A 19,880-nucleotide genomic window follows, 5' to 3' on the forward strand; every position below is an offset into this window, starting at 1 on the left:
ATCGGGGAGCGGTGTCGATGGCGGGCCATACCGGCAAAGCCTTCTGGTTCTCCAAGGCCACCAACCAGTTCGTGACCAGCAGCTACTACTACGACGAATACCCCCAGTGGGTTGTCGACAAGTCTTGGTCGATCGTCTGCAACCAAACGTGAGAAGAGGGACTTCGGAGCATGAAAACAGAACAGACAATCACTAAAGCCCTCATGCTGTTTGGTGCAATCTTCCTGTTGTCTATGCCGGTGGTGTCCCTTGCGGCAGACAACCCAAAGGTTGGTAACGAATCTCATGTGGTGAAGCTTGCCGACGCAAAGATCGAGTATTTCAGCGAGGGCCAAGGCGACGTCGTGGTGCTGCTGCCCGGCGGAGGGCTCAATGTCAGCTATATGGAAGGCGTGGCCCAGTCGTTGTCCAAGGCAGGTTATCGAGCTGTTCGCATCAATCCACAGGGAGCCGGCGCGAGCAAGGGTGCTGCAGATGCTGTGACCCTTCATGACCTGGCAGGCGATGTTGCAGGGGTCATTGAAGCCTTGGATGTAGGGCCGGTCCATGTTGCCGGGCATGCTTTCGGTAATCGAGTCGCTCGAATGCTTGCCGCCGATCATCCCGAATTGGTCCGAAGCGTGATTCTCCTGGCAGCGGGAGGGAAAGTGGCGGCCACTCCGGAAGCTGATGCCGCACTCGAGGTGGTCTTCAGCCCCACGGCCACAGACGAGGAGTACCTGGCGTCGATGAAATACATGGTGGGAGATCCGGAGGATACGGAGATTGCCGGAGAAGCCCTCAGGCGGAGTCGCGCTCCTGAAGCCGCTGCCATTCAGTTCAGGGCTGCGGCCACCGCCGACTTGGATGAATGGTGGGCACCTGCCGGAGAGATTCGTTATCTCGCTTTGCAGGGATCCCACGATCAGGCAGCCCCGCCAGAGAACGGGGTCTTGCTCCGAAAGGAGCTCGGAGACAGGGTTACCTTGGTGTCATTGAAGGGAGCAGGACACCTGATGCTGGTCACTCGACCCCAGGAGACGGCCAGAGAGATCGTGACCTTTCTGGAGTCACTTCGTGCACGCACGCACGAGAGGCCCAGGCTCGTTCTCCAGATCACCGTCGACCAGTTCCGGGGCGACCTGCCGACGCGCTACGCTGACCGGCTCGGCGAGGGTGGGTTGCGCTACCTGCTCGAGGAGGGCATTCACTACAACAACGCCCACCATGGCCATGCGAACACCGAGACCATCGTGGGCCATGTGACCCTGGCGACCGGCGCGCACCCCGCGGCCCACGGGATGATCGGCAACATCTGGTTCGACCGCAAGACCGGGGTCACGACCTACAACATCGAGGATCGCGACGAGCATCTTCTGACCGAGGGTGCGGACGTGGATGCCGATACCGAGATCGACCCCACGCAGAAAGCGGCCACCAGCGACGGCCGCTCGCCGCGGGCTATCCTGACGACCACTTTCTCCGACGAGTTGGCCTCGCTCACTGCCGGAAGAGCCAAGATCTTCGGCGTTTCGGTCAAGGATCGGGGAGCGGTGTCGATGGCGGGCCATACCGGCAAAGCCTTCTGGTTCTCCAAGGCCACCAACCAGTTCGTGACCAGCAGCTACTACTACGACGAATACCCCCAGTGGGTTGTCGACTGGAATGCCAGGAAAATCCCCGAAAGTTACGCAAAGACCGCCTGGGAGTTGTTGCATCCGATCGACACCTATCTCTTCGGCGACCAAGACGATCAGGAGTGGGAATTCGTGCTCGGCAGTTACGGCCGCACCTTCCCCCACGAGTTCACGACACCCGAGAACCCCTATTTCTCGACCTTCCTCACGATCAGCCCGGCGGGCGACGAGATGACCACGGACTTCGCGAAGACGGTCATCGCCGAGGAAGGGCTGGGGGATGACGACATCACCGACTACCTCGGTGTGAGCTATTCCGCCACCGACTACATCGGTCATTTCTTCGGGCCTTCGAGCCTCGAGGCCGAGGACAACATCCTGCGACTCGACCGGACGCTCGCGGATCTTTTCGCCTATGTGGATCGGGAGATCGGGCTCGAGAACACCCTGATCGTACTCTCCGCCGACCATGGCGGACCCGAGGCTCCGGGATATCTGGAGAGCATCGGCATCCCGGCCGGCTACGTCTCGCCCGATGAATGGGACAAGGGTCCGGTCATCGCGCGGCTCAAGAGCAAGTTCGGCATCCGGGGCCAGATGATCGAGGGCTACGACCACCCCTATCTCTACCTGAGCAACGACATCATCAACGACCCCGACATCGACCTCGCGGCGCTGGAAACCTCGATTGCAAATGAACTCGTCGCCTTCCGCGGAGTGTCTTATGCGATCCCGAGCACTTCGTTGGAACGTGGCACGGTTCCCGACAACAAGCTGACGCAAGCGGTCCTTAACAACTACAACGCCGCACGTTCGGGGAACATCTATGTGGTGTTCAATCCCGGCTGGTTCATCAACGATCTGGACGGGCTGTCTGTGGCGGTCGTCCACGGTTCACCCTGGCGGTATGACACGTATGTGCCGATTCTCTTCGCTGGGAGCGGGATCGAGCCGCAGAAGGTCTCGCGCCGGGTTCACACGGTAGATGTGGCACTGACACTGGCAACGGTTATCGGAACGCGACCGCCCTCTGGTGCTGCCGGCGAAGTATTGCTGGAGGTGCTGGGGCAGTAGCCCTGAACGAACTTGAACTGGATGAACGAGATGAAACGATACATATCGAATGTCCTGCCGCCGGTGGTGGTTTTGCTGTCGCTCGGCCTTGCCGCCGTCCCCGCGGCGTACGGAGCCGAACAACCTGCAGGGTCGGGCCACAATGAGTCGGGCCACAATGAGTCGGGCCACAGCCACCTCGCGCTGTTTCTCGGTGCCGGTAAAGAAGAGATCGAGGGCCATCGGGAGAGCGCCGAGGCCATTGGCATCGTCTACGAATACCGCTTTCGCAGTGGATGGGACGTTGGCGCAGCCCTGGAGCGCCTCGAGGTCGACGGGCATGGGAACACCATCGCCTTGATCCCTGCCGGGTACCACTTTTCGAATGGCCTGCGCCTGTTTGCGGCTCCCGGCTACCTGCTCGCGAGTGGTTCAGCCAAGGACAAGTGGCTGTTTCGCGCAGGGATCAGCTATGAGATTCACATCAGTGAGCGCTGGACGATCGCACCGGAAGTCTTCAATGACTTCCTCGAGGGCGGCGGCGATACCTGGATAGCCGGTGTTGCAATCGGGTACGGATTCTAGCCGGCATGCGACGAGAACGGATGGAGACGGTCATCTCACAGACGAAATTCCATCGGGTCGTTCCGTTCACGATCGCGGTTGCACTGTTGACCGTCTCCGTTTCCAGGGCGGACGAAGTCAAGAACAAGCAGGCGGCCACGGTCGAGCATGTGGTTACGGAGGCCGAGCTGCAGGTGCGACTGATGCGGTTCGCGGATCGGTATGCGGGCTTCGTGGCTCAGGCCATCGATGACGTCGAACGGCTCCAATCGACACGCGAAGCTCGACGAGAATTCAATGCCCCCCTCGTCTACTCCACCGCCTCGGCCTACACGATTGCCGCCGACGCGCGTCCGCAGGTCGGGCTGCTGGACATGGTCGTGATGACAACGCTCGGTCGTATGGTGTTCGAGGAGCACTGGCGACCCAAATTCGGAGCTTCCGCGGACCCGGTAGTCATGGCGCTGCGCAAACTGGAACGCGACATCTGGAACATGGCCGGCGGGATCCTGACTGCGGAGCAGCAAACGGAGCTTCGCGAAAGCATCGTGAAGTTCCGCGAGGAACACCCCGAGCTGACCAATTTCAGCCAGACTGCCTTCAACGATTTGCCGTCGACGGGTAAGTCGTCAACGCTGAGAAGGAGAAACGGTGGCGGGATGTTCAAGTCCGTCCGTCGGATGACCGAGCAAGTCGAACAGACCCGGATGCTGGCGGAGCGTGGGATGTACCTATCGACTCGACTTCCGGTCATGAGCGGCTTCCTCGCCGATGTCTGGTTGTCACAGATCGCCGCGAATCCCGACGTCCGGGTACTACTGAACGACGCTCACAACTTCGCCGATGCATCCGAGCGGCTGGCGTTGGCCGCCGAACAACTTCCGGTGCAGCTCGCTGAAGAGCGCAACGAGACAATTCGGCAGCTGGCCCGCGAAGCGGCCACGCTACGGAATGGCACATTGACTCAACTGTTGGACGGCATCGCGCTTGAGCGCGAGAGGGCGATAGATCAGTTCCTGGCAGAGGAGCAGCGGCTGAGAGGAGTGCTCACCGAGTTACGCCAGACCCTCGCGGAGGGGAACGAGCTGGCCCTCTCGGTCGGCGTTTTGGTGGAGAGGCTCGGACCCCGGCCTCCCGGCAACGAAACGACTGCGGCTCAGCGGGAGCCTTCAGAACCGTTCGATATCGACGTCTATCGCAGCACGCTGATCGAGGCCGGGGCCACGATTCGCGATCTGAATGGTCTGCTGGACTCTACCCAGCAGCTTCTGGACTCGCACGGAGCGTCGGAGCTCCTGCCACAGCTGGCCACGGCAATCGACAAGGCGGGCGACGAGAGCCGCGCGGTCGCCGACCATCTGTTCCTGCGGTCGTTATTGCTGATCGTGATCGCGCTGACCTTGTACGTCATCGCGAGACTCGTCCACGCCCGGCTCGCCGTTCGCATTGTGCGAGGGTCGCCGTGAGTGTTTCGACGCGGATAGGTATGGGAGGAGGTTCTATGAGACACGCGATGCTCGCCGGTCTTTTTGTGGTGATGTCGGCCAGCGCTCCGGCTGCCGATGCGGCCGACGCCGCCGGTGCCGAGAGGATCGTGGTCGCGAACGCCCACCTGATCGGTCGCGACGCGCCCTCGGAAGACGTTCGTGTCAACCTCCTCGTCGTCGGCGGCAGGTTGGTCGTGGTGACGAAGGACGAGCTCGTCGTCCAGCCCAACGACGTCGCCGTGGACGCGAGCGGAGGTTTTCTGTTCGGGGAACTGGTGCTGGGCAAGAGTCCCAGCTTCGTGATTCTCGATCGAGATCCAAGGGAAGAGTTCAATGTGCTGCTGGACACCGGGTCGCACGTTCGCTTCGCGATGCGGTCCGGGGCGGTCGTCATGAACGAGCTTCCGGAGGTACCTCCCGCTCCTCCCGAAACCGCCCCCAAGGTCCGTGCCTGGCAGGCCTACGCACCGCCACCGATGGCCGTCCCGATCAAGTACTACGACAGCAGGAAGTGGAACACGTTCAGCACCAAGCCGATCTCGGGTCTGTTCACCGGAGCGCTCGTGCTGGATCGCCAGTACTGGACGAGCCAGGACGCTGCGAGCGAGGGGCAGGTCGGCGAGCTCGAGGACTTCGAAGGGGGCAAGATCCGGGGCTTTCGAGGCGGTGTGGTAGGCACCCTCAACTTCAGGCGACCGTGGCAATACACGGTGTTCTTCGCCACCAACACGTTCGACAAGGGATTCGATGTCAGGACGACGGACGAATTCCAGGTGTTCGACTACCGGCTCGACATTCCTCTGCCTGCCGACCTGACGCTCAGTGCCGGCAAGCAGAGGGAGACCCTCTCGATGGAGAGGCTGATGAGCATGATGTTCCTGCCCATGCAGGAGCGTGCCGCTGTCAACGACGCCTTTATGCCGGCGCGCACTCACGGCCTCGCTCTCAGTGGTACCGGCGGGGAGTGGTTCACCTGGGCGGCCGGGGCGTTCAACGACTGGATCGACGAGGACGAGTCCTTCAGTGACACCACGAGCGCCTTCACGGGCCGCATGACCTGGGTGCCGGCGGTGTCGCAAGACGAGAGCAACCTGCTGCACCTCGGGCTCGGGCTGCGGTATTCGGACGCCAAGCAGCCGCTTCGCTTCGGCTCCAGACCGGAGTTCAACAACGCACCGACGTTCGCGGACACGGGCGAGGTTGCGGCGGACGACGCGTTGACCTACAACCTGGAGGCCTACTGGCGCAAGGGGCCGTATCTGGTCGGACTCGAGTACTTCGGCGTCGACGTCGACTCGGTAGCGTCGGGGGATCCTTTCTTCAGCGGATATTCCGTCACCGGCTCCTGGGCGGTCACGGGTGAGATGCGGACCTATCGCAAGCGAAGTGGCCTGTTCAACGCGCTTCCCGTAGGCAGACCGGTCAACCAGGGCGGCTGGGGGTCGCTCGAGGCCGCATTCCGATACTCGCGTCTGGATCTGACCGAGGGGACCGTGGACGGTGGAGAGCAGGAGGTCCTCTCGCTGGGCATCAACTGGTGGCTCACCCGGAAGGCACAGTTCAGCGTGGACTATCGGGACATCTCGCTGGACCGCTCCGGCATCCAGGGCGACAGCGCGGGGTTCAACGCCCGGCTCATGCTGATGTTGGATTGAGGCTCTCGGAGAAGAACGATGCGCACGATGCGAAAACCACCCGTCGGCGCCCGTCCCGGGACCCTGGCGATTCCCTCGGACGCCACGAAGTCGGTGTTGCGGGTGCTCAGCTACGACGCGGAGACCATCGAGGAATACGATTCTCCGAACCTCGCAGAAATCCGGGAGTTGACGGAGACCGGGCGCAGACTGTGGGTCGACGTCCAGGGGCTGGGTGATGAACAGCTGCTGCGCGGTCTGGCCGAGCTCTTCAAGATCCATCCGCTGGCGTTGGAGGACCTGGTCAACGTGCCCGTCCGACCGAAGACGGAATCCTACGACCGGCAACTGCTCGTCATCGCTCAGATGCCGAGGTCGACCGACGATCTGGAGCTCAGCCTACGGCAGGTGAGTGTCGTGATCGGCCGAGATTATCTACTGACCTTCCAAGAAGGAAGGGAGGATGCGCTCGAGCCCGTACGGAAACGCCTCGAAGTCCAGAACTCGCTGATACGAAGATCGTCCTCGGACTACCTCGGCTACGCCGTTCTCGACACGATCGTCGACGCCTACTACCCGGTGGTGGAGAGCATGGGGGCCCGGATCGAGGAGCTGGAGGAGCACGTGCTGGCCGACGCGTCGCCCGAGACGTTGCGGGAGCTGAATTCGACCAAGGGCCGGTTGCTGGCGCTGAGGCGAGGCATCACGCCACAACGTGAGGCGGTCAACAAGCTGATTCGTGATGAGAGCGAACTGGTGAGCCAGCAGGTACGGCCCTACTTACGGGATACCTACGATCACGTCGTGCAGACCACCGAAGCGGTCGAAAGCGCTCGCGAGCTGGTCAATGGCCTGATCAACACCTACCTGTCGGTGATCAGCAACCGGATGAACGAGGTGATGAAGACGCTGACCATCGTCGCCAGCATCTTCGTTCCCCTGACGTTCATGGCCGGGATCTACGGCATGAACTTCGAGAACATGCCCGAGCTTCAACAGCAGTGGGCCTACCCGGCGCTGTTGGTCCTGATGGCGCTGACGACCGGCGGAATGGTGCTCTACTTCTGGCGCAAGGGATGGATCGGCCGACGACGCTAGGCGAAAGTGTGGAGGTAGGCGAATGGATTGGTTCCTGAATGTCGCTCCGTCCGTGGGCACGACCGCGGCGGCCATTGTTTTTCTCTTCGTGGTCCACCGAATCCTCGAGCGTGGCGGTGCACGAGTGGAAGGCCGCCAGTTCCGGAATCAACTCGTGATGCTCGCGCTCTCGCTGATCGCGCTCCTCGTCATCGTGGTCAGCCTTCCCGTGAGCGAGAACCTCCGCGGCCAACTCCTTGCCTTCTTCGGCATCCTGCTGAGCGCCGCAATTGCCCTTGCCTCGACGACGCTTCTCGGAAACGCCCTTGCCGGGATCATGCTCAAGGGAGCGATCCGGAACTTCCGCATGGGCGATTTCATCCGCTGCAGCGAGCACTTCGGCCGCGTCTCCGAGAGGGGACTGCTCCACACCGAGATCCAGACGGCAGATCGAGATCTCGTCACCCTGCCGAATCTGTATCTCGTTTCCCACCCGGTCAAGACGGTCCGGGGTTCCGGCACCATCGTCTCGTCCGCGGTGTCTCTGGGTTACGACGTACCGCGGGACAGGGTCGAGACCTCGCTCCTACGGGCCGCCGAAACCGCCGGACTGAAGGATCCGTTCGTCAGGATTCTCGAGCTCGGCGATACCTCGATCAGCTACCGCGTCGCCGGATTGCTGGAGGAAGTCAAGAAGCTGGTGGCCGCGAAGTCGATTCTCAACGGCGAGGTCATGGATCAACTGCACACCGACGGCGTGGAAATCGTGTCGCCGACCTTCATGAACACTCGCTCCCTGCCGGAGGATCGCCGGTTCATCCCGCAGACGAAGGCCGCTGCGGGGCGTGAGGTGTCGCGCGACTCACAGACCGCTGAGGTGGTATTCGACAAGGCGGACGCCGCCGAATCCCTCGAGAGGATGCGCACTAACGCGAAAGAGATGGACGAGGAGATCGACGCTCTGAAGAAAGAACTCAAGAAGGCGGAGGGAGATTCGGAACGGGCGGCCATCGAGACCGCCTTGGCCAAGCTCGAATCCAGAAAGCAAGCACTCAGCGTCGCGATCGCCGAGCGTGAAGAGAAGGGCGGCGAAGACGAGTGATCCGGGAGAACCTCAGCGTCTGCGCAGCCTGCCTCGCGTCGGTGCTGGTGCTCGGCGCGGCTGCTGCAGGCGCGCAGCCGGTCCCGGACGAGCGTGAATCTGGCCGTTCGGACCCTTCTGCTGCCGGCGAGCCACAGCCCGACGAGCAGAGCACCGCGGCCACTCCAGCCAAGCGAAAACGGCGTCCCAAGTTCGGCGGCCCGAGCAGCGTGGCGGGCACGATCCGAAGGGACAAGGGGGTCACGCCGCTTGTTGAGACTTACTTCGATTTCAAGGAGAGGCTCGAGAAAGACCGGGGGCTTGAGTACGGCCTCGACTACCTGCCGATCTACCAGCGTGCGAGCGACAGCCCGGGAGAGCGCAATGCCGCGGACGGCGTGGTTCGGCTATTTGCCCGCTGGGAGGCGGTGAACCGCGGGACCGAGAACAACGGCGCCCTGGTCGGCAAGCTCGAGTATCGACACCGCCTCGGCACCGACATCTCCCCGCAGGATCTCGGTCCCGAGATCGGTTACGCGGGACTGACGACCGCCCCCTTCGGTGATCGCGGCTGGACGCTGCCCAATCTGTTCTGGGAGCAGCATCTCGCCGGGAATCGGGTCGCGTTCGTCGCCGGAATCGTCGACGCGGCCGACTACGTCGACCCCTATGCGCTGAACGACTCGTGGGCCCACTTCTACAACCAGGCGTTCGCGACCAATCCCACGATTCCGCTTCCCGCCCAGGGGCTCGGGGCGGCGGCGCGAGGACGGATCGGCCCGCACCTCTACGTCATCGCCGGCATTGCCGACTCCAACGGCGACCCGACCGATCTCGGAGACAGTTGGAGCTCGTTCTTCGACACCGGCGAGCATTTCACGCATATCGAGCTCGGCTGGGTGCCTTCCCACGAGAGGCGGTTCACCGACAACATCCACCTGACGGCGTGGCACGCCGACGACCTGGAGCAGGCCGACGTGCCGGGCGGACAGGGTCTTGCGTTCTCGTGGAACCGGCTGCTGCGCGAGAAGTGGGTGCCGTTCGTTCGTGCCGGCTACGCGGACGACGGCGGCGCCATGTGGGAGCGCTCGCTCAGTGGAGGCGTCGGCTACTTTCCCCGCGGAGCGAGCGACTTGCTGGGCGTGGGGGTGAACTGGGGCAGGCCCTCGAAAGACACCTTCGGCCCGGGGCTGGACGATCAGTACACGGTCGAGATCTTTTACCGATGGCAACCGCTACGGCTGCTCACGATCAGCCCGGATCTTCAGCTTCTCTTCGATCCCGCCCTCGACCCGAACGAGGACCTGATCGCGGTACTCGGCGTGCGAATCAGGCTGGCCCTGTAACAAAAACGGAGATGACCGAGGAGGATTGACATGAAACGTATCCGCTTACTGGTCGGCACCATCGTTGCGCTGTTCGCCATTTCAACGCCGGGGCTCGCGCAAGATGACAATACCGGCACCAACCCGGCGAACTTCACTTATGACGCACGCTTCATCACCGAAGTGGCCGAGTTCGAGGAGGGCGGTGGTTCGCTTATCACCAACACGTTCGAGTTCAGGTGGCCGCTCGGCCGCAACGTGGCAAACCTCCGCGGAAAGGAAGAAGGAAGCCTGTTCTACGACATGGGGAGCAAGGCGTCGATGCGCATCCGGGCGCGATACAAGCATCTGAGCGTGGACGACCCCACCTCTGCTCCTTTCGGTTCCTCCGAGGTGTCGGGGATCGGCGACTTCGATGCTCGCATCCTGTACATGGCACACACCGGCAAGAAGATGATGGTCGCCACTGGACTCGAGGCAACCTTCGACACCGCCTCAAACGATGCTCTTGGTTCCGGTAAAACCTCGCTCGGTCCGCAAGTCATCACCATATTCCCGGGAATCCTGGGAGGTAACAGTATCTTCGCGCCGAGCTACCAGTACGTGTTCGACGTCGCCGGGGATGATGCCAACCCCGACATCAGCCGAAGCCAGATCGACCTCTATTTCGTATGGCTGCTCGCCAAGGGCAAGAACTGGCTGATCGTGGATCCCCAGGCCGTCCTGGATCACGAGAACGATACGGAATCGGTGAACGTGGAGGCCGAGTGGGGCTTCGTGATCGCACCGAGCGCGGGGGCCAGCGGTTACCTGCGTCCGGGCATCGGCATCGGCGCGGGCAAGCCGTATGCCTGGAATTTCGAAGTCGGGCTCAAGTTCGTCTGGCGCTAGAGACAAGGCTACGGCGCCATCCGGCTGAAAGGACAACGCTCAGACCGAGCTAGTGAAGTAACAAGGGGCATTCGAGTCCATGAACAGGGAGACAGGGATGAACAAGCAGGGCAAGTGGCTGGCAGTCGCTTTACTCATGGCATCGACGACGTTGATGGCGGACGATTTGGCGGGGGCCGACAAGATTCTCTGCACGGCGGTTCAGGCAACGCGCTGCCCGGCGGAGGAAGAATGCCGGACCGGGGCCCCGTGGAACTGGAACATTCCCCAGTTCATCGAGGTGGATCTGAAGAAGCAGCAGCTGGCCACGACTGTGGCCAGCGGCGAGAACCGCGCGACACCGATCAAGAACCTCGAGCGCGAGGAAGGTCTGTTGTACCTGCAAGGAGTTGAAGGAGGCCGCGCCTTCAGCTTCGTGATCGACGAGGCGACCGGTTCCCTGTCGGTAGCGGTGGCCACACAGGCGGGAACGACGACGGTGCTGGGCGCCTGCACGCCCCGATAAACAAGGAGTGAACGCGATGAAAAGAACATGGTTGATTTGTTTGACGGTCGCTTTGGCGTGCGGATCGGCGCTGTCCCAGGCCCCACCCTCCGGACAGAAGACTCTGGCTGCCACGATGAACGTCTACGTCTTTCCTACGAAGGGCCAGGCTCCCGATGTCCAGTCGCAGGACGAAGCGGCCTGCTACAGCTGGGCCGTGCAGAACACGGGCACCGATCCTTTCGATCTGTCGAAGCAGGCCCAGGCCGAGGCACAGCAGACCGAGCAGGCCAAACAGCAGGCAGCGCAGGTCGGCCAGGGTGCCGGCGCGAGGGGCGCCGTGAGGGGCGCCGCGAGGGGGGCCCTGATCGGCGAGATCGTCGACGACGATGCCGGTAAGGGAGCGGCCTATGGTGCCGCAGCCGGGATGATCCGCGGTCGGCGAAGAGGCCGCGCGGCGCGATCGCAGGCCCAGGAGTCCGCCGAGCAGCAGGGTCAGCAGGCCCAGGCAGCGACGGCGGAGCAACTAACGAACTTCAAGAACGCGTTCAGCGTGTGCCTCGAGGCCAAGAACTACATGGTGAAGTTCTGATGGTCGCCAAAACGCTGATCGCAATAGCCGTCTTGCTCGTCGCCATGCCGGCGGCGGCCCAGAAGGTCACGATCGACTACGCGAGGGAGGTCAACTTCGAAACATTGGAGACGTTTCAGTACATCGAGTCGACAGACGCCGATACCGCGAGCCCGATGATGGCGGATCGGATCGCGGAAGCCCTGAAGGCCCGATTGCGAGACGGCGGACTTCGCGAAGTTGGGGAAAATCCGGATATCTTCGTCACATTCCAACTTGTCGTCGAGAAGGCGTATCGGCTCGACACCACCGCATACGCTTCCCGGGGATACGGACGCGGCTGGCGGCGGTGGGGTGCTGGACCGGTTTCCGCAACGACCACCGCAACGACCTATACGGAAGGGACCCTGATCGTCGACGCGTACGACGCCGGGGAGAACACGATGATATGGAGGGGTGCCGGCACCGTGACCGTCGCCAGCAAGCCGGAGAAACGGCTGAAACAGATCGAGAAGATCCTCGATAAGCTCGGCGGCAAGTGGAAGAAGATTCTGAAGAACCAGGGGAAGTAATTCCCGAGAGGAAATATGATGGCAGAGTCAAAAAGTCCGCAGGCGAGGCGCGGCGTAGCCGTCGCAGCCGGAAGAGCTATCGTGGCGGGGCTTCTGCTTCTTGCTGCCGGTCTGCCGGTTTTCGCGGCCTCGGGGTCCGGTGACGGGAGCCGCGTCGTCGACGACAAGTGGGTGATCGGCGTTGGTGGCTACCTGGCCGAGTTCAAGACCGACGCCAGTGTCGGCTCTGGACGCGTTCTCGGAACGTCGATCCGTTTCGAAGATCAACTCGGTGTCGACGCCAGGCAGACGTTTTTCCGGCTGGACGGTCTGAGGAGGTTCGGCGACCGTCACGCGATCGGGTTCGGCCTGTGGACGCTCAACCGGAACGGCACAGCCACAATCAATGAACAGATCGAGTTCGACGGCAACATTTTCGACATCGGTGTCGATCTGAACTCGCAGTTCAACACGAGGTGGTTTCGCGTCGACTGGAGGTACAGCCTGCTCCGGACCGAGACGGGCGAGGCCGGCTTCACGGCGGGACTGAGCAACTACGAGGTCCGTGCGAGCATCGAGGGTCTCGCGACGGTGTCGGACGGAATGGGTGGCACGATACGTCAGGCGGCTCGCGCCGAAGAGAACGTGTTCGCTCCGGTGCCGACGATCGGGATGTTCATGACTCACGCCTTCCGGCCGAACCTGGTTCTCAGGATGAAGGCGGAATTCCTCGATCTGGACGTCGGCGACTTCGAGGGCAAGGTCACGGACACGACGTTGCTGTTCGAATGGTATTTCTTTCGCCATGCCGGTGTCGGCGTCGGTGTCAACAAGTCCGACATCGATATCCGCAATACCGGCGACGATCCGTTCCTGATCGACTTTTCTCAGTCCGGCTTCGTGGGTTACTTCTCTTTCGCGTTCTAGCGATGTAGGCCTCCTGGCAACCCGAGGATCGACAATCATGCTCGCCGCCGTCATGTTCGCTGGGCTTCTTTTCTTGGGCGCGGCTTCCACCGAAGCCTCGGAGTCACCGCCAGCCGAATCCGCCGAAAGCGTCGCCACTGCATCCAGCAACACCGCTTCGGACGACAACGACGGGAAGCGGAAGGAGGGCGAGAAGGACCGTCGCCGCATCCTACTGATTCCGGTCCTTGTCACCGAACCGGCCATCGGCGAAGGTCTTGGCCTGGCACTGAGTGTCCTTCATACAAAGCCGCGAGCAAGCGCAGGAGAAGGCCCGAAGGCCGCGACCCTGGAGTCAATCGAGGACGAAACGATACGGGGCGAGGCCCCTCCCGTCGTGAGCGCAGTATTCGGGGGCTACACGAACGACGGCACGTGGGCCTTCGGCGTCGGGCACGCGAACAACTTTCGCCGCGACACGATTCGCTACGCCGGTCTTGCCGCGTCCACGAGTGTGACCTCGCACTTTTTCGTTCAAGACGCTCCCATCGAGTTCGAACTCGAAGGAACGCTCGTCTATCAAAGCCTCAAGTTTCGCGTGGGGAACAGCCGGCTCCTGTTCGGCACCTCGCTCAGCTACTTCGACGCGACGAATCGGTTCGACTCCGGGTCCGGGCCGAGCGTGCCGCCGGAGTTCCTCACGGTCGATCTGCGCGAGATCGGCGTTGCCGCGAATGCAGCCTACGAGAGCCGCGACAATGTGACCATGCCTTCGCGGGGCCAGTTCGTGGAACTGGGCCTGTGGCGTTACGAAGAGACGCTGGAAGGCGACTACGACTACTGGAAGCCTACCTTGCGCTTCCTCTCCTTCCACCCCGTGGGCCGGCGCTTCACCCTCGGCCTGCGGCTGGATGTCGCCACGGTCGGAGGGGATCCCCCTTTCTTCGGCTTCCCCTGGGTCAAATTGCGTGGCGTACCAGCCATGCGATTCCAGGGCGAGACGGCCGGCGCCCTGGAGATGCAGGCTCGATTCAGGGCGGCTCCGCGTTGGATCGTCTTCGGATTCGCTGGGTTGGGAGTCACCGACGATGACCTCGATTTCGTGACCGACTCGGACTCGATTCACTCGGCGGGAGCGGGCGCGAGGTACAAGATCTTCGAGACCCAGAAGATCTGGGTCGGGCTGGACGTCGCCCGCGGACCTGAGGACTGGGCCTGGTATGTGCAGGTGAACCATCCATGGTGATCATCGTGATGGGAAGAGAGGACGCGGACAAGACCGCTTCCCTTTATTCCTGCCCTGTTTATCCCCCATTTCGAGGGATGTGTGGATTGACGCCGCCGGACACACTGCTAAGTGGACACCGTGTCGAGGACCGCCTCAAACGTCCTCGCGTGCATGCAAAGGAGAGGAACGTGACCAGGAAGACACTATCGATTTTGGGTCTGCTGTGTGTGGCCGTGTTGCTGGCCGGCGCCTCGGTGGCACTCGCGGAAGACGACGGCAAGGCGGCGAAAAAGCGCGACAAGATCGACGCTCGCTCGGACGAGGTCCTGGAGAAGGTCGTGGCCGAGAGCCCGCGGGCCGAGGAACTTTTCCAGAAAGCGATCGGCTACGCCGTCTTCGCCAACACCAAGGCCGCACTGGGCGTCAGCGGCGGTGGGGGCAGCGGGGTGGCTGTGGACAAGGCGAGCGGGGCGCGAACGTACATGAAGATGGGCACCGCCGGTGTCGGCTTCGGTATCGGAGTCAAGAAGTACCAGGTCGTCATGCTGTTCGAGAACGAGAAGGTGTTCCGCGCCTTCGTCGAGAAAGGCTGGCAAGCGGACACCCAAGCCGGTGCCGCCGCCGGGACCAAGGGCGCGGCGGCCAAGACCACTTTTCACGACGGAATAGCAGTGTTCGTCCGAACGAACAAGGGCCTTATGGCCAGCGCCGATGTATCGGGAACGAAGTACTGGAAGAGCGACCTGAACGACTAGAGATCGGCGGCATCTTTCGCGTATCCTGAAGAGCATGGAATCCGAAGAGTTGGGTATGGGACGAGTCATCCTGCTCGGTTGTATCGCCACCGTGCTGGGTGGCAGTATCGCGACGGCTCAGGTCGGCAACGATACTGAAAACACCGTCGGTTGGGCCAACGAGACCGAACTGAGCCTGGCGACCACCGAGGGCAACTCGAACACAGATAGCCTCGCGTTCAAGAATTCTCTGACAAGGAGTTGGAAACATTCGCGGCTCAAACTGCTGTTCGACGGGATGCGTACAAACAACGCCGACGATCGCTTCTTGCTGATCGACCCCGGACAGGTCTTTCTTCCTGGGGAGCAGCCCAATCTGGTCGCCACGGAGGTGATTAGTCCATCGAAAGATCCCGATGCGGAGAAGTACTTCTTCGAAGGGCGGTTCACGAGAAAGATGCTCAGCGGCACTCGGTCGTGGAATACCGGTGGAAGCTGGGATCGCAACGAAGATGCGGGCATCTTGAACCGCTACATCGCCTTCGGCGGGATAGGGAATCACTGGATAGACGGACCGAAACTCAACCTGGAAACCTCCTACGGACTGAGCTACACCGACCGTGAGGAGGAGGAGCCGGACCCCGAGAAGGAACAGGAGTTCCTTGGATTCCGGCTCACGGCAGATTTCGACTACTTGGTCCGACCCACGACGACGCTCTCCTACGACTTTACCGGCAACATCAACTTCGAGGATCGGAGCGACTACTCCATCGACACAGCCGCTTCCGTTTCGGTCGCGATGAGTGGTCGAATCTCTCTCAAGGCCAGCATACAGTTACTGAACAACAGCGAACCGGCCCTCGAGGACGTCGACGTGATTGCCCTGTTGAGGCTCAACGATCCGGACGGCACGCCCGGAAGCGGGGACGAGTTTTTTGAAACTGTCGCCGGCGCCGGGCCCGACGTGTTCGAGCTCACGGTCAGCGAGGGTCAGGCACGCAAGAGCTCTCACGACACGGTCGTGCGTACGTCCCTGGTGATCAGATTCTGAAGCACCTGCCGCTGATTACCTGGACCCTCCGTTCCAGGCCGGGGTCGCGATCATCACCCTCACCGACTCGCTGACGGGTCTGCCCACGAGCTCGAGCAGGCGGACCTCGACAGCATCGCGTCCGCGGCAGGGGCTTCTCGATGGATGTCGAGTTCCAGCAGATTTCGGCCGAGACCGTCGCCCCGACCTTCATCGGCGGGATCTACCTCGACGGCATGAGCGACCTGGACATCTACTCCCTCGAGGCCGGTTACATGGTCGGCAAGAAGGTCGAGGTCGTCGCCGGGTTGGACTCGCGCACTTCTGAAGTCGTTCGTCGTGGCCTACTCTCGCAAGCGGGAAAGGGCGACGAATCAAACAGACGTTGATTCGCCGCCCTTCCCGAGAGTACTTAAAATCCTCTTCCCGCAAGGGAGTACAGGTTCGAGTCCTGTCTCCGGCACCAGCCCTTGATTGAGATTAACCGACCTGGGCCGCCGAGTTCGTCAGCGAATCGTCTCGACCAGAAAAAACTGAGGAGGCGCCGACAGGGGATCGGTGACCGACTTCTGCGTCCCGTCGCCGGCCAGTGTGCTGTGTACCGTCCAGTGCGAATCGGTCAGGCTTCCTTTGTGCAGCAGGCGGTAGTTCGTCTCGTGATCGGAGAGGAAGGAGAGCACGGCGTCGGTCCCTTGCTTGTCCACCGTCAGGGTCACCGGCTGTCGGCCGTTGCCGCCGTTGGTGAAGTGGATGTCGTCGAACTCGATGTCGGAGATGGGACCCTCCACACCCAGGACCTGGAACAGTTGGCTCACCACGGAGAGATCGACTTCGTCGGCGATATCGGAGAGCGGAATCTCGATCAGATGCCACTGTCCGTCGCGCGCAAAACCGTAAGGGTCGCTGCCTGAAACGAAGGGGATCCATTTCTGACCGATGCCGTCGATGTTCCCGCTCTTCATGCCGATCATGAAGGTCACCGGCGAGGTCGTCTTCATCGCGAAGGAGAGCTTGCTGGTGGGGAACCGGTAGGCAGTCAGGTCGTACTTCACGTTCGGCGTGAAGGCGGCGCCGAACCAGGTCGGTCCGGGCGCGGATCCCAGGCTGAGGCTCTCGCTGCCTTCGTAGGGGGCCTCCGGGAAGTCGACCAGCGTGTTTTCCCAGATGAAGAAGTCGCCGTCGCTACCGAGAACGAACGATCCGGCGTCCTGGTGCGCCGAAGTCTCGGTGAATACGCCGAAGTTTCCGAGTTTCGGCTGGGGTCTTGCTACGCTGGGCTGCCACCAGACATTGTCGATCGACAGGTTGAGCCCGACCGGGGGCGGGTCGCCGGCGATCATGAAGATCTGGTGGATCGTGTGGAAGTCGATGTTGGCGAAACGATTCAGCGGGATCACGACCTCGTGCCACTGACCGTCTCTCGGGAAGCCGAACTCAGTAGTCTCGTCTCCGACCGGAAGCCAGAATTCGCCGGCCCTGGAGCTCTTGATCCCGATCCTCATGGGGGCTGCCGACGTCGTCTTCATATCGAGGTGGAGAGACCCGTCGGAGTAGTTCCGCATGTTGCGGAAGTTCGGCAAGAAGACGCCCATCCCGAACCAGTCGCCGCCGGCGATGTCGAAGGACCAGCTCTCGGCTCCCTCGGAGTGCGTCGCCGGTGTCGCCGCCGTCATGTTGTTCCAGGTGTAGAGCGCAGCCGTGGATCCGTATTCGAAGGCAGGATCCGAACCGTCCTCGTAGGCCAGCGAGTTGTCGACCGGCGTCGTCTCCGTGAAGACGCCGAAGTTACCCCTCTCCTCGATCGATTCGGTGGAATGTAACTCCGTGAATCCGTTGTTCGATACGCGGATCCAGTCGATGTACATCTTCGCGGGGAAGCCGGCCGTCACGTCATTCGGGTGGTAGATGCCCGTATACGAGGGGTCCCATCCGCCGACGGCGATGTTGAGGATCGGAAAGAAAGGCTGATGAAACTCGCTGTATTCACTCCCCGTGATGTTCCACGACGCGAACGGGACGCCGTCCAGGTAGAAGGTCATATCGGTCGGTGTCCACGACACCTTGTAAAGATGATAATCGAGGTTCAGGTCGACAGCAGCGTCCAGCCAGGCGACATGGTTGCTGTACCCGCCGACGGCATTCGAGTAGTGCAACGCGCAGTTGATCTTCCTCTGCTGAAGGCCCTCGGCGATGCCGTCGGACGAGCCGATCTCCATCACATCGACTTCACCGGCGCCCGGCCAATCGATGCCGGGAAAGTTGTTGCCGAGTAGCCAGTAGGCCGGCCACAAACCATCGGCGGTATCGGGGACCTTGATCCTGGCCTCGAGGTCGCCGTATCGAAAGGCGAAGCGACCCTGGGTCAACATCCGAGCCGATGTGAACTCGTTCCCGGAATAATCTTCGCGCCGGGCTTCGATGACGAGATTGCCGTTCTCGACGTACGAGTTCTCGGATCGAGCCGTGTCGAATTCCATCTGGCCGTTGCCGAAGCCCCAGCCCCCGACATCGTAGGTCCAGGTCGAGGTGTCGATCACGTCGCCTTCGAACTCGTCCGACCATATGATTTCGGCGTGGACAGTTCCGGAAAGGACGATCGAGACGGCCGCGATCGCCAGGGCGATCCTGAGTCTCGCTGGTTTGATGGCTTCACCCTCGGGCATGCACACTGGAGCAACTGATCACCAGCCACTCGGATCGCGACGCAGTCGCACCCAATATACGCCGAAAAGATCTGGGATCCTACATCTCCGGAACCGTGATCGCGGTTTCTCGGAGCGCTTATCAGTCGAGTGTCGACATAGCGCAGGACGCTCGATAGCATCGCAATGCCTTGTTCAGTGAAAGCCAGAGGTCGTCGGCGTGCACCCATCCGTTGGTGAGTATCTGCCCGGTCTTCCCGTAGTGCCCATCCTCTCAAATAGTGGACTCTCGGGGAAACCAGGGGGATACAGCCAGGGATTCCCGCAGATCCGGGACGGTAGGTTACGGGAATCCACTATGTGTTCCCTACCTAGAATGTCCTATATGTCTCCGGTACGTCTTGCGGACTCAAGGACTGAAAGGGGGGAGGGTGTGGACATGTCCATCGGCGGACGTTCGTTCGGATCGCGGGTGGGCGGAGCCGCGCTCGTGTGTGCCCTCGCCCTTGTTGGATCGGTAGCGGCGCAGACCGTTCAGAACCCACGCCGGATCGCGGCCGGCCCAAATGAGTTGATTCTGGTCGCAGACCGCCGCCACCGCGCGATCATCGCGGTGGATCAAGAGACCCTCGAGACGGCCTGGAGCTTTGCCTTGCCCGATGAGGGTGCCCCGTTCGGTTTGGCTGCCACCGGCCGCTACCTCTATATCGGCAACACTAAAACGATGAACGTCGAGGTCTATCGCACGCCGCACGGGAACCCGGGCAGTGGGCCCGACATCAAATTCGAATACAACCTGGGCCATACGACGGGACTGGTCGGCAACCCGATCGCCATCGACGTGGATCGAAAGTCGAGGCGGGTCTTCGTGCTCGATGGTGCGGACAAGCAGGTCAACGTGGCCCGTTGATTGCGGCTTGTTGTCCGGACACCGGACACTCGATCGTCCGTCGGCGGACAGTCCGGCAGTTAGAGGGTCAGATTCCGGGGAGTTTCGGGGTCTGAT

18 protein-coding genes are annotated in these 19,880 nt (G+C 61.8%); 17 read left to right on the forward strand and 1 reads right to left on the reverse strand.

From position 1 onward, the window contains the following. Positions 1-290 precede the first annotated feature (290 nt). The 16 genes from OES25_16085 (at position 291) to OES25_16160 (ending at position 16,621) form a co-directional block, all read left to right on the forward strand. Positions 291-2,690, forward strand: coding sequence for an alpha/beta fold hydrolase (locus OES25_16085; protein MDH3629160.1), 2,400 nt, complete (start codon positions 291-293; stop codon positions 2,688-2,690). 30 nt (positions 2,691-2,720) lie between these two features. Further along, positions 2,721-3,254, forward strand: coding sequence for a hypothetical protein (locus tag OES25_16090; protein MDH3629161.1), 534 nt, complete (start codon positions 2,721-2,723; stop codon positions 3,252-3,254). A gap of 5 nt (positions 3,255-3,259) precedes the next feature. Then, positions 3,260-4,699, forward strand: coding sequence for a hypothetical protein (locus tag OES25_16095; protein MDH3629162.1), 1,440 nt, complete (start codon positions 3,260-3,262; stop codon positions 4,697-4,699). Positions 4,700-4,734: 35 nt separating this feature from the next. Beyond that, a complete protein-coding gene (locus tag OES25_16100; protein ID MDH3629163.1) occupies positions 4,735-6,375 on the forward strand; it encodes a porin in 1,641 nt (546 codons plus the stop codon). 18 nt (positions 6,376-6,393) lie between these two features. Continuing rightward, positions 6,394-7,452: a magnesium/cobalt transporter CorA gene (gene corA / locus OES25_16105; protein MDH3629164.1), complete on the forward strand. Its 1,059-nt coding sequence runs from the start codon at positions 6,394-6,396 to the stop codon at positions 7,450-7,452. A gap of 22 nt (positions 7,453-7,474) precedes the next feature. Next, positions 7,475-8,533, forward strand: a complete 1,059-nt coding sequence (locus OES25_16110) for a mechanosensitive ion channel (GenBank protein MDH3629165.1) — start codon at positions 7,475-7,477, stop codon at positions 8,531-8,533. Next, positions 8,530-9,858 (forward strand): carbohydrate porin, encoded by a 1,329-nt coding sequence (locus OES25_16115; GenBank protein MDH3629166.1) that lies wholly within the window; start codon positions 8,530-8,532, stop codon positions 9,856-9,858. Before OES25_16110 ends, OES25_16115 begins: the two co-directional genes overlap by 4 nt. 30 nt (positions 9,859-9,888) lie before the next feature. Then, positions 9,889-10,728, forward strand: coding sequence for a hypothetical protein (locus OES25_16120; protein MDH3629167.1), 840 nt, complete (start codon positions 9,889-9,891; stop codon positions 10,726-10,728). Positions 10,729-10,825: 97 nt separating this feature from the next. Next, positions 10,826-11,233, forward strand: coding sequence for a hypothetical protein (locus OES25_16125; protein ID MDH3629168.1), 408 nt, complete (start codon positions 10,826-10,828; stop codon positions 11,231-11,233). 16 nt (positions 11,234-11,249) lie between these two features. Next, a complete protein-coding gene (locus tag OES25_16130) occupies positions 11,250-11,804 on the forward strand; it encodes a glycine zipper family protein (GenBank protein ID MDH3629169.1) in 555 nt (184 codons plus the stop codon). Beyond that, entirely contained in the window at positions 11,804-12,355 is a 552-nt protein-coding gene (locus tag OES25_16135; GenBank protein MDH3629170.1) for a DUF4136 domain-containing protein, read from the forward strand. Before OES25_16130 ends, OES25_16135 begins: the two co-directional genes overlap by 1 nt. Before the next feature lie 81 nt (positions 12,356-12,436). Further along, complete coding sequence (locus OES25_16140) at positions 12,437-13,261, forward strand: hypothetical protein (GenBank protein MDH3629171.1); 825 nt, start codon at positions 12,437-12,439, stop codon at positions 13,259-13,261. Positions 13,262-13,298: 37 nt separating this feature from the next. Continuing rightward, positions 13,299-14,486: a hypothetical protein gene (locus tag OES25_16145; protein ID MDH3629172.1), complete on the forward strand. Its 1,188-nt coding sequence runs from the start codon at positions 13,299-13,301 to the stop codon at positions 14,484-14,486. Between the two features lie 170 nt (positions 14,487-14,656). Then, positions 14,657-15,223, forward strand: coding sequence for a YSC84-related protein (locus OES25_16150; protein MDH3629173.1), 567 nt, complete (start codon positions 14,657-14,659; stop codon positions 15,221-15,223). 34 nt (positions 15,224-15,257) lie between these two features. Then, positions 15,258-16,253, forward strand: coding sequence for a DUF481 domain-containing protein (locus tag OES25_16155; GenBank protein MDH3629174.1), 996 nt, complete (start codon positions 15,258-15,260; stop codon positions 16,251-16,253). Between the two features lie 140 nt (positions 16,254-16,393). Then, the gene (locus OES25_16160) at positions 16,394-16,621 is read left to right on the forward strand and encodes a hypothetical protein (protein ID MDH3629175.1); all 228 of its coding nucleotides are present in this window, start codon (positions 16,394-16,396) and stop codon (positions 16,619-16,621) included. Positions 16,622-16,738: 117 nt separating this feature from the next. Here OES25_16160 and OES25_16165 read toward each other — a convergent pair whose 3' ends face one another. Next, complete coding sequence (locus OES25_16165) at positions 16,739-18,895, reverse strand: glycoside hydrolase family 16 protein (GenBank protein MDH3629176.1); 2,157 nt, start codon at positions 18,893-18,895, stop codon at positions 16,739-16,741. 418 nt (positions 18,896-19,313) lie between these two features. On the opposite strand from OES25_16165, the gene OES25_16170 reads away from it, so the two are divergent. Beyond that, positions 19,314-19,784, forward strand: a complete 471-nt coding sequence (locus OES25_16170) for a hypothetical protein (protein MDH3629177.1) — start codon at positions 19,314-19,316, stop codon at positions 19,782-19,784. Positions 19,785-19,880 lie beyond the last annotated feature (96 nt).

This window comes from Acidobacteriota bacterium, from assembly GCA_029861955.1.
GTDB lineage: Bacteria > Acidobacteriota > Polarisedimenticolia > Polarisedimenticolales > Polarisedimenticolaceae > JAOTYK01.

What these genes read in the sequence shown, in the direction of transcription:
- OES25_16090 (MDH3629161.1), top strand. Translation starts at nt 2,721, where the DNA reads ATGAAACGATACATATCGAATGTCCTGCCGCCGGTGGTGGTTTTGCTG.
- OES25_16095 (MDH3629162.1), top strand. Translation starts at nt 3,260, where the DNA reads ATGCGACGAGAACGGATGGAGACGGTCATCTCACAGACGAAATTCCAT.
- OES25_16100 (MDH3629163.1), top strand. Translation starts at nt 4,735, where the DNA reads ATGAGACACGCGATGCTCGCCGGTCTTTTTGTGGTGATGTCGGCCAGC.
- corA (MDH3629164.1), top strand. Translation starts at nt 6,394, where the DNA reads ATGCGCACGATGCGAAAACCACCCGTCGGCGCCCGTCCCGGGACCCTG.
- OES25_16110 (MDH3629165.1), top strand. Translation starts at nt 7,475, where the DNA reads ATGGATTGGTTCCTGAATGTCGCTCCGTCCGTGGGCACGACCGCGGCG.
- OES25_16120 (MDH3629167.1), top strand. Translation starts at nt 9,889, where the DNA reads ATGAAACGTATCCGCTTACTGGTCGGCACCATCGTTGCGCTGTTCGCC.
- OES25_16125 (MDH3629168.1), top strand. Translation starts at nt 10,826, where the DNA reads ATGAACAAGCAGGGCAAGTGGCTGGCAGTCGCTTTACTCATGGCATCG.
- OES25_16130 (MDH3629169.1), top strand. Translation starts at nt 11,250, where the DNA reads ATGAAAAGAACATGGTTGATTTGTTTGACGGTCGCTTTGGCGTGCGGA.
- OES25_16135 (MDH3629170.1), top strand. Translation starts at nt 11,804, where the DNA reads ATGGTCGCCAAAACGCTGATCGCAATAGCCGTCTTGCTCGTCGCCATG.
- OES25_16145 (MDH3629172.1), top strand. Translation starts at nt 13,299, where the DNA reads ATGCTCGCCGCCGTCATGTTCGCTGGGCTTCTTTTCTTGGGCGCGGCT.
- OES25_16155 (MDH3629174.1), top strand. Translation starts at nt 15,258, where the DNA reads ATGGAATCCGAAGAGTTGGGTATGGGACGAGTCATCCTGCTCGGTTGT.
- OES25_16160 (MDH3629175.1), top strand. Translation starts at nt 16,394, where the DNA reads ATGGATGTCGAGTTCCAGCAGATTTCGGCCGAGACCGTCGCCCCGACC.
- OES25_16165 (MDH3629176.1), bottom strand. Translation starts at nt 18,895, where the DNA reads ATGCCCGAGGGTGAAGCCATCAAACCAGCGAGACTCAGGATCGCCCTG.
- OES25_16170 (MDH3629177.1), top strand. Translation starts at nt 19,314, where the DNA reads ATGTCCATCGGCGGACGTTCGTTCGGATCGCGGGTGGGCGGAGCCGCG.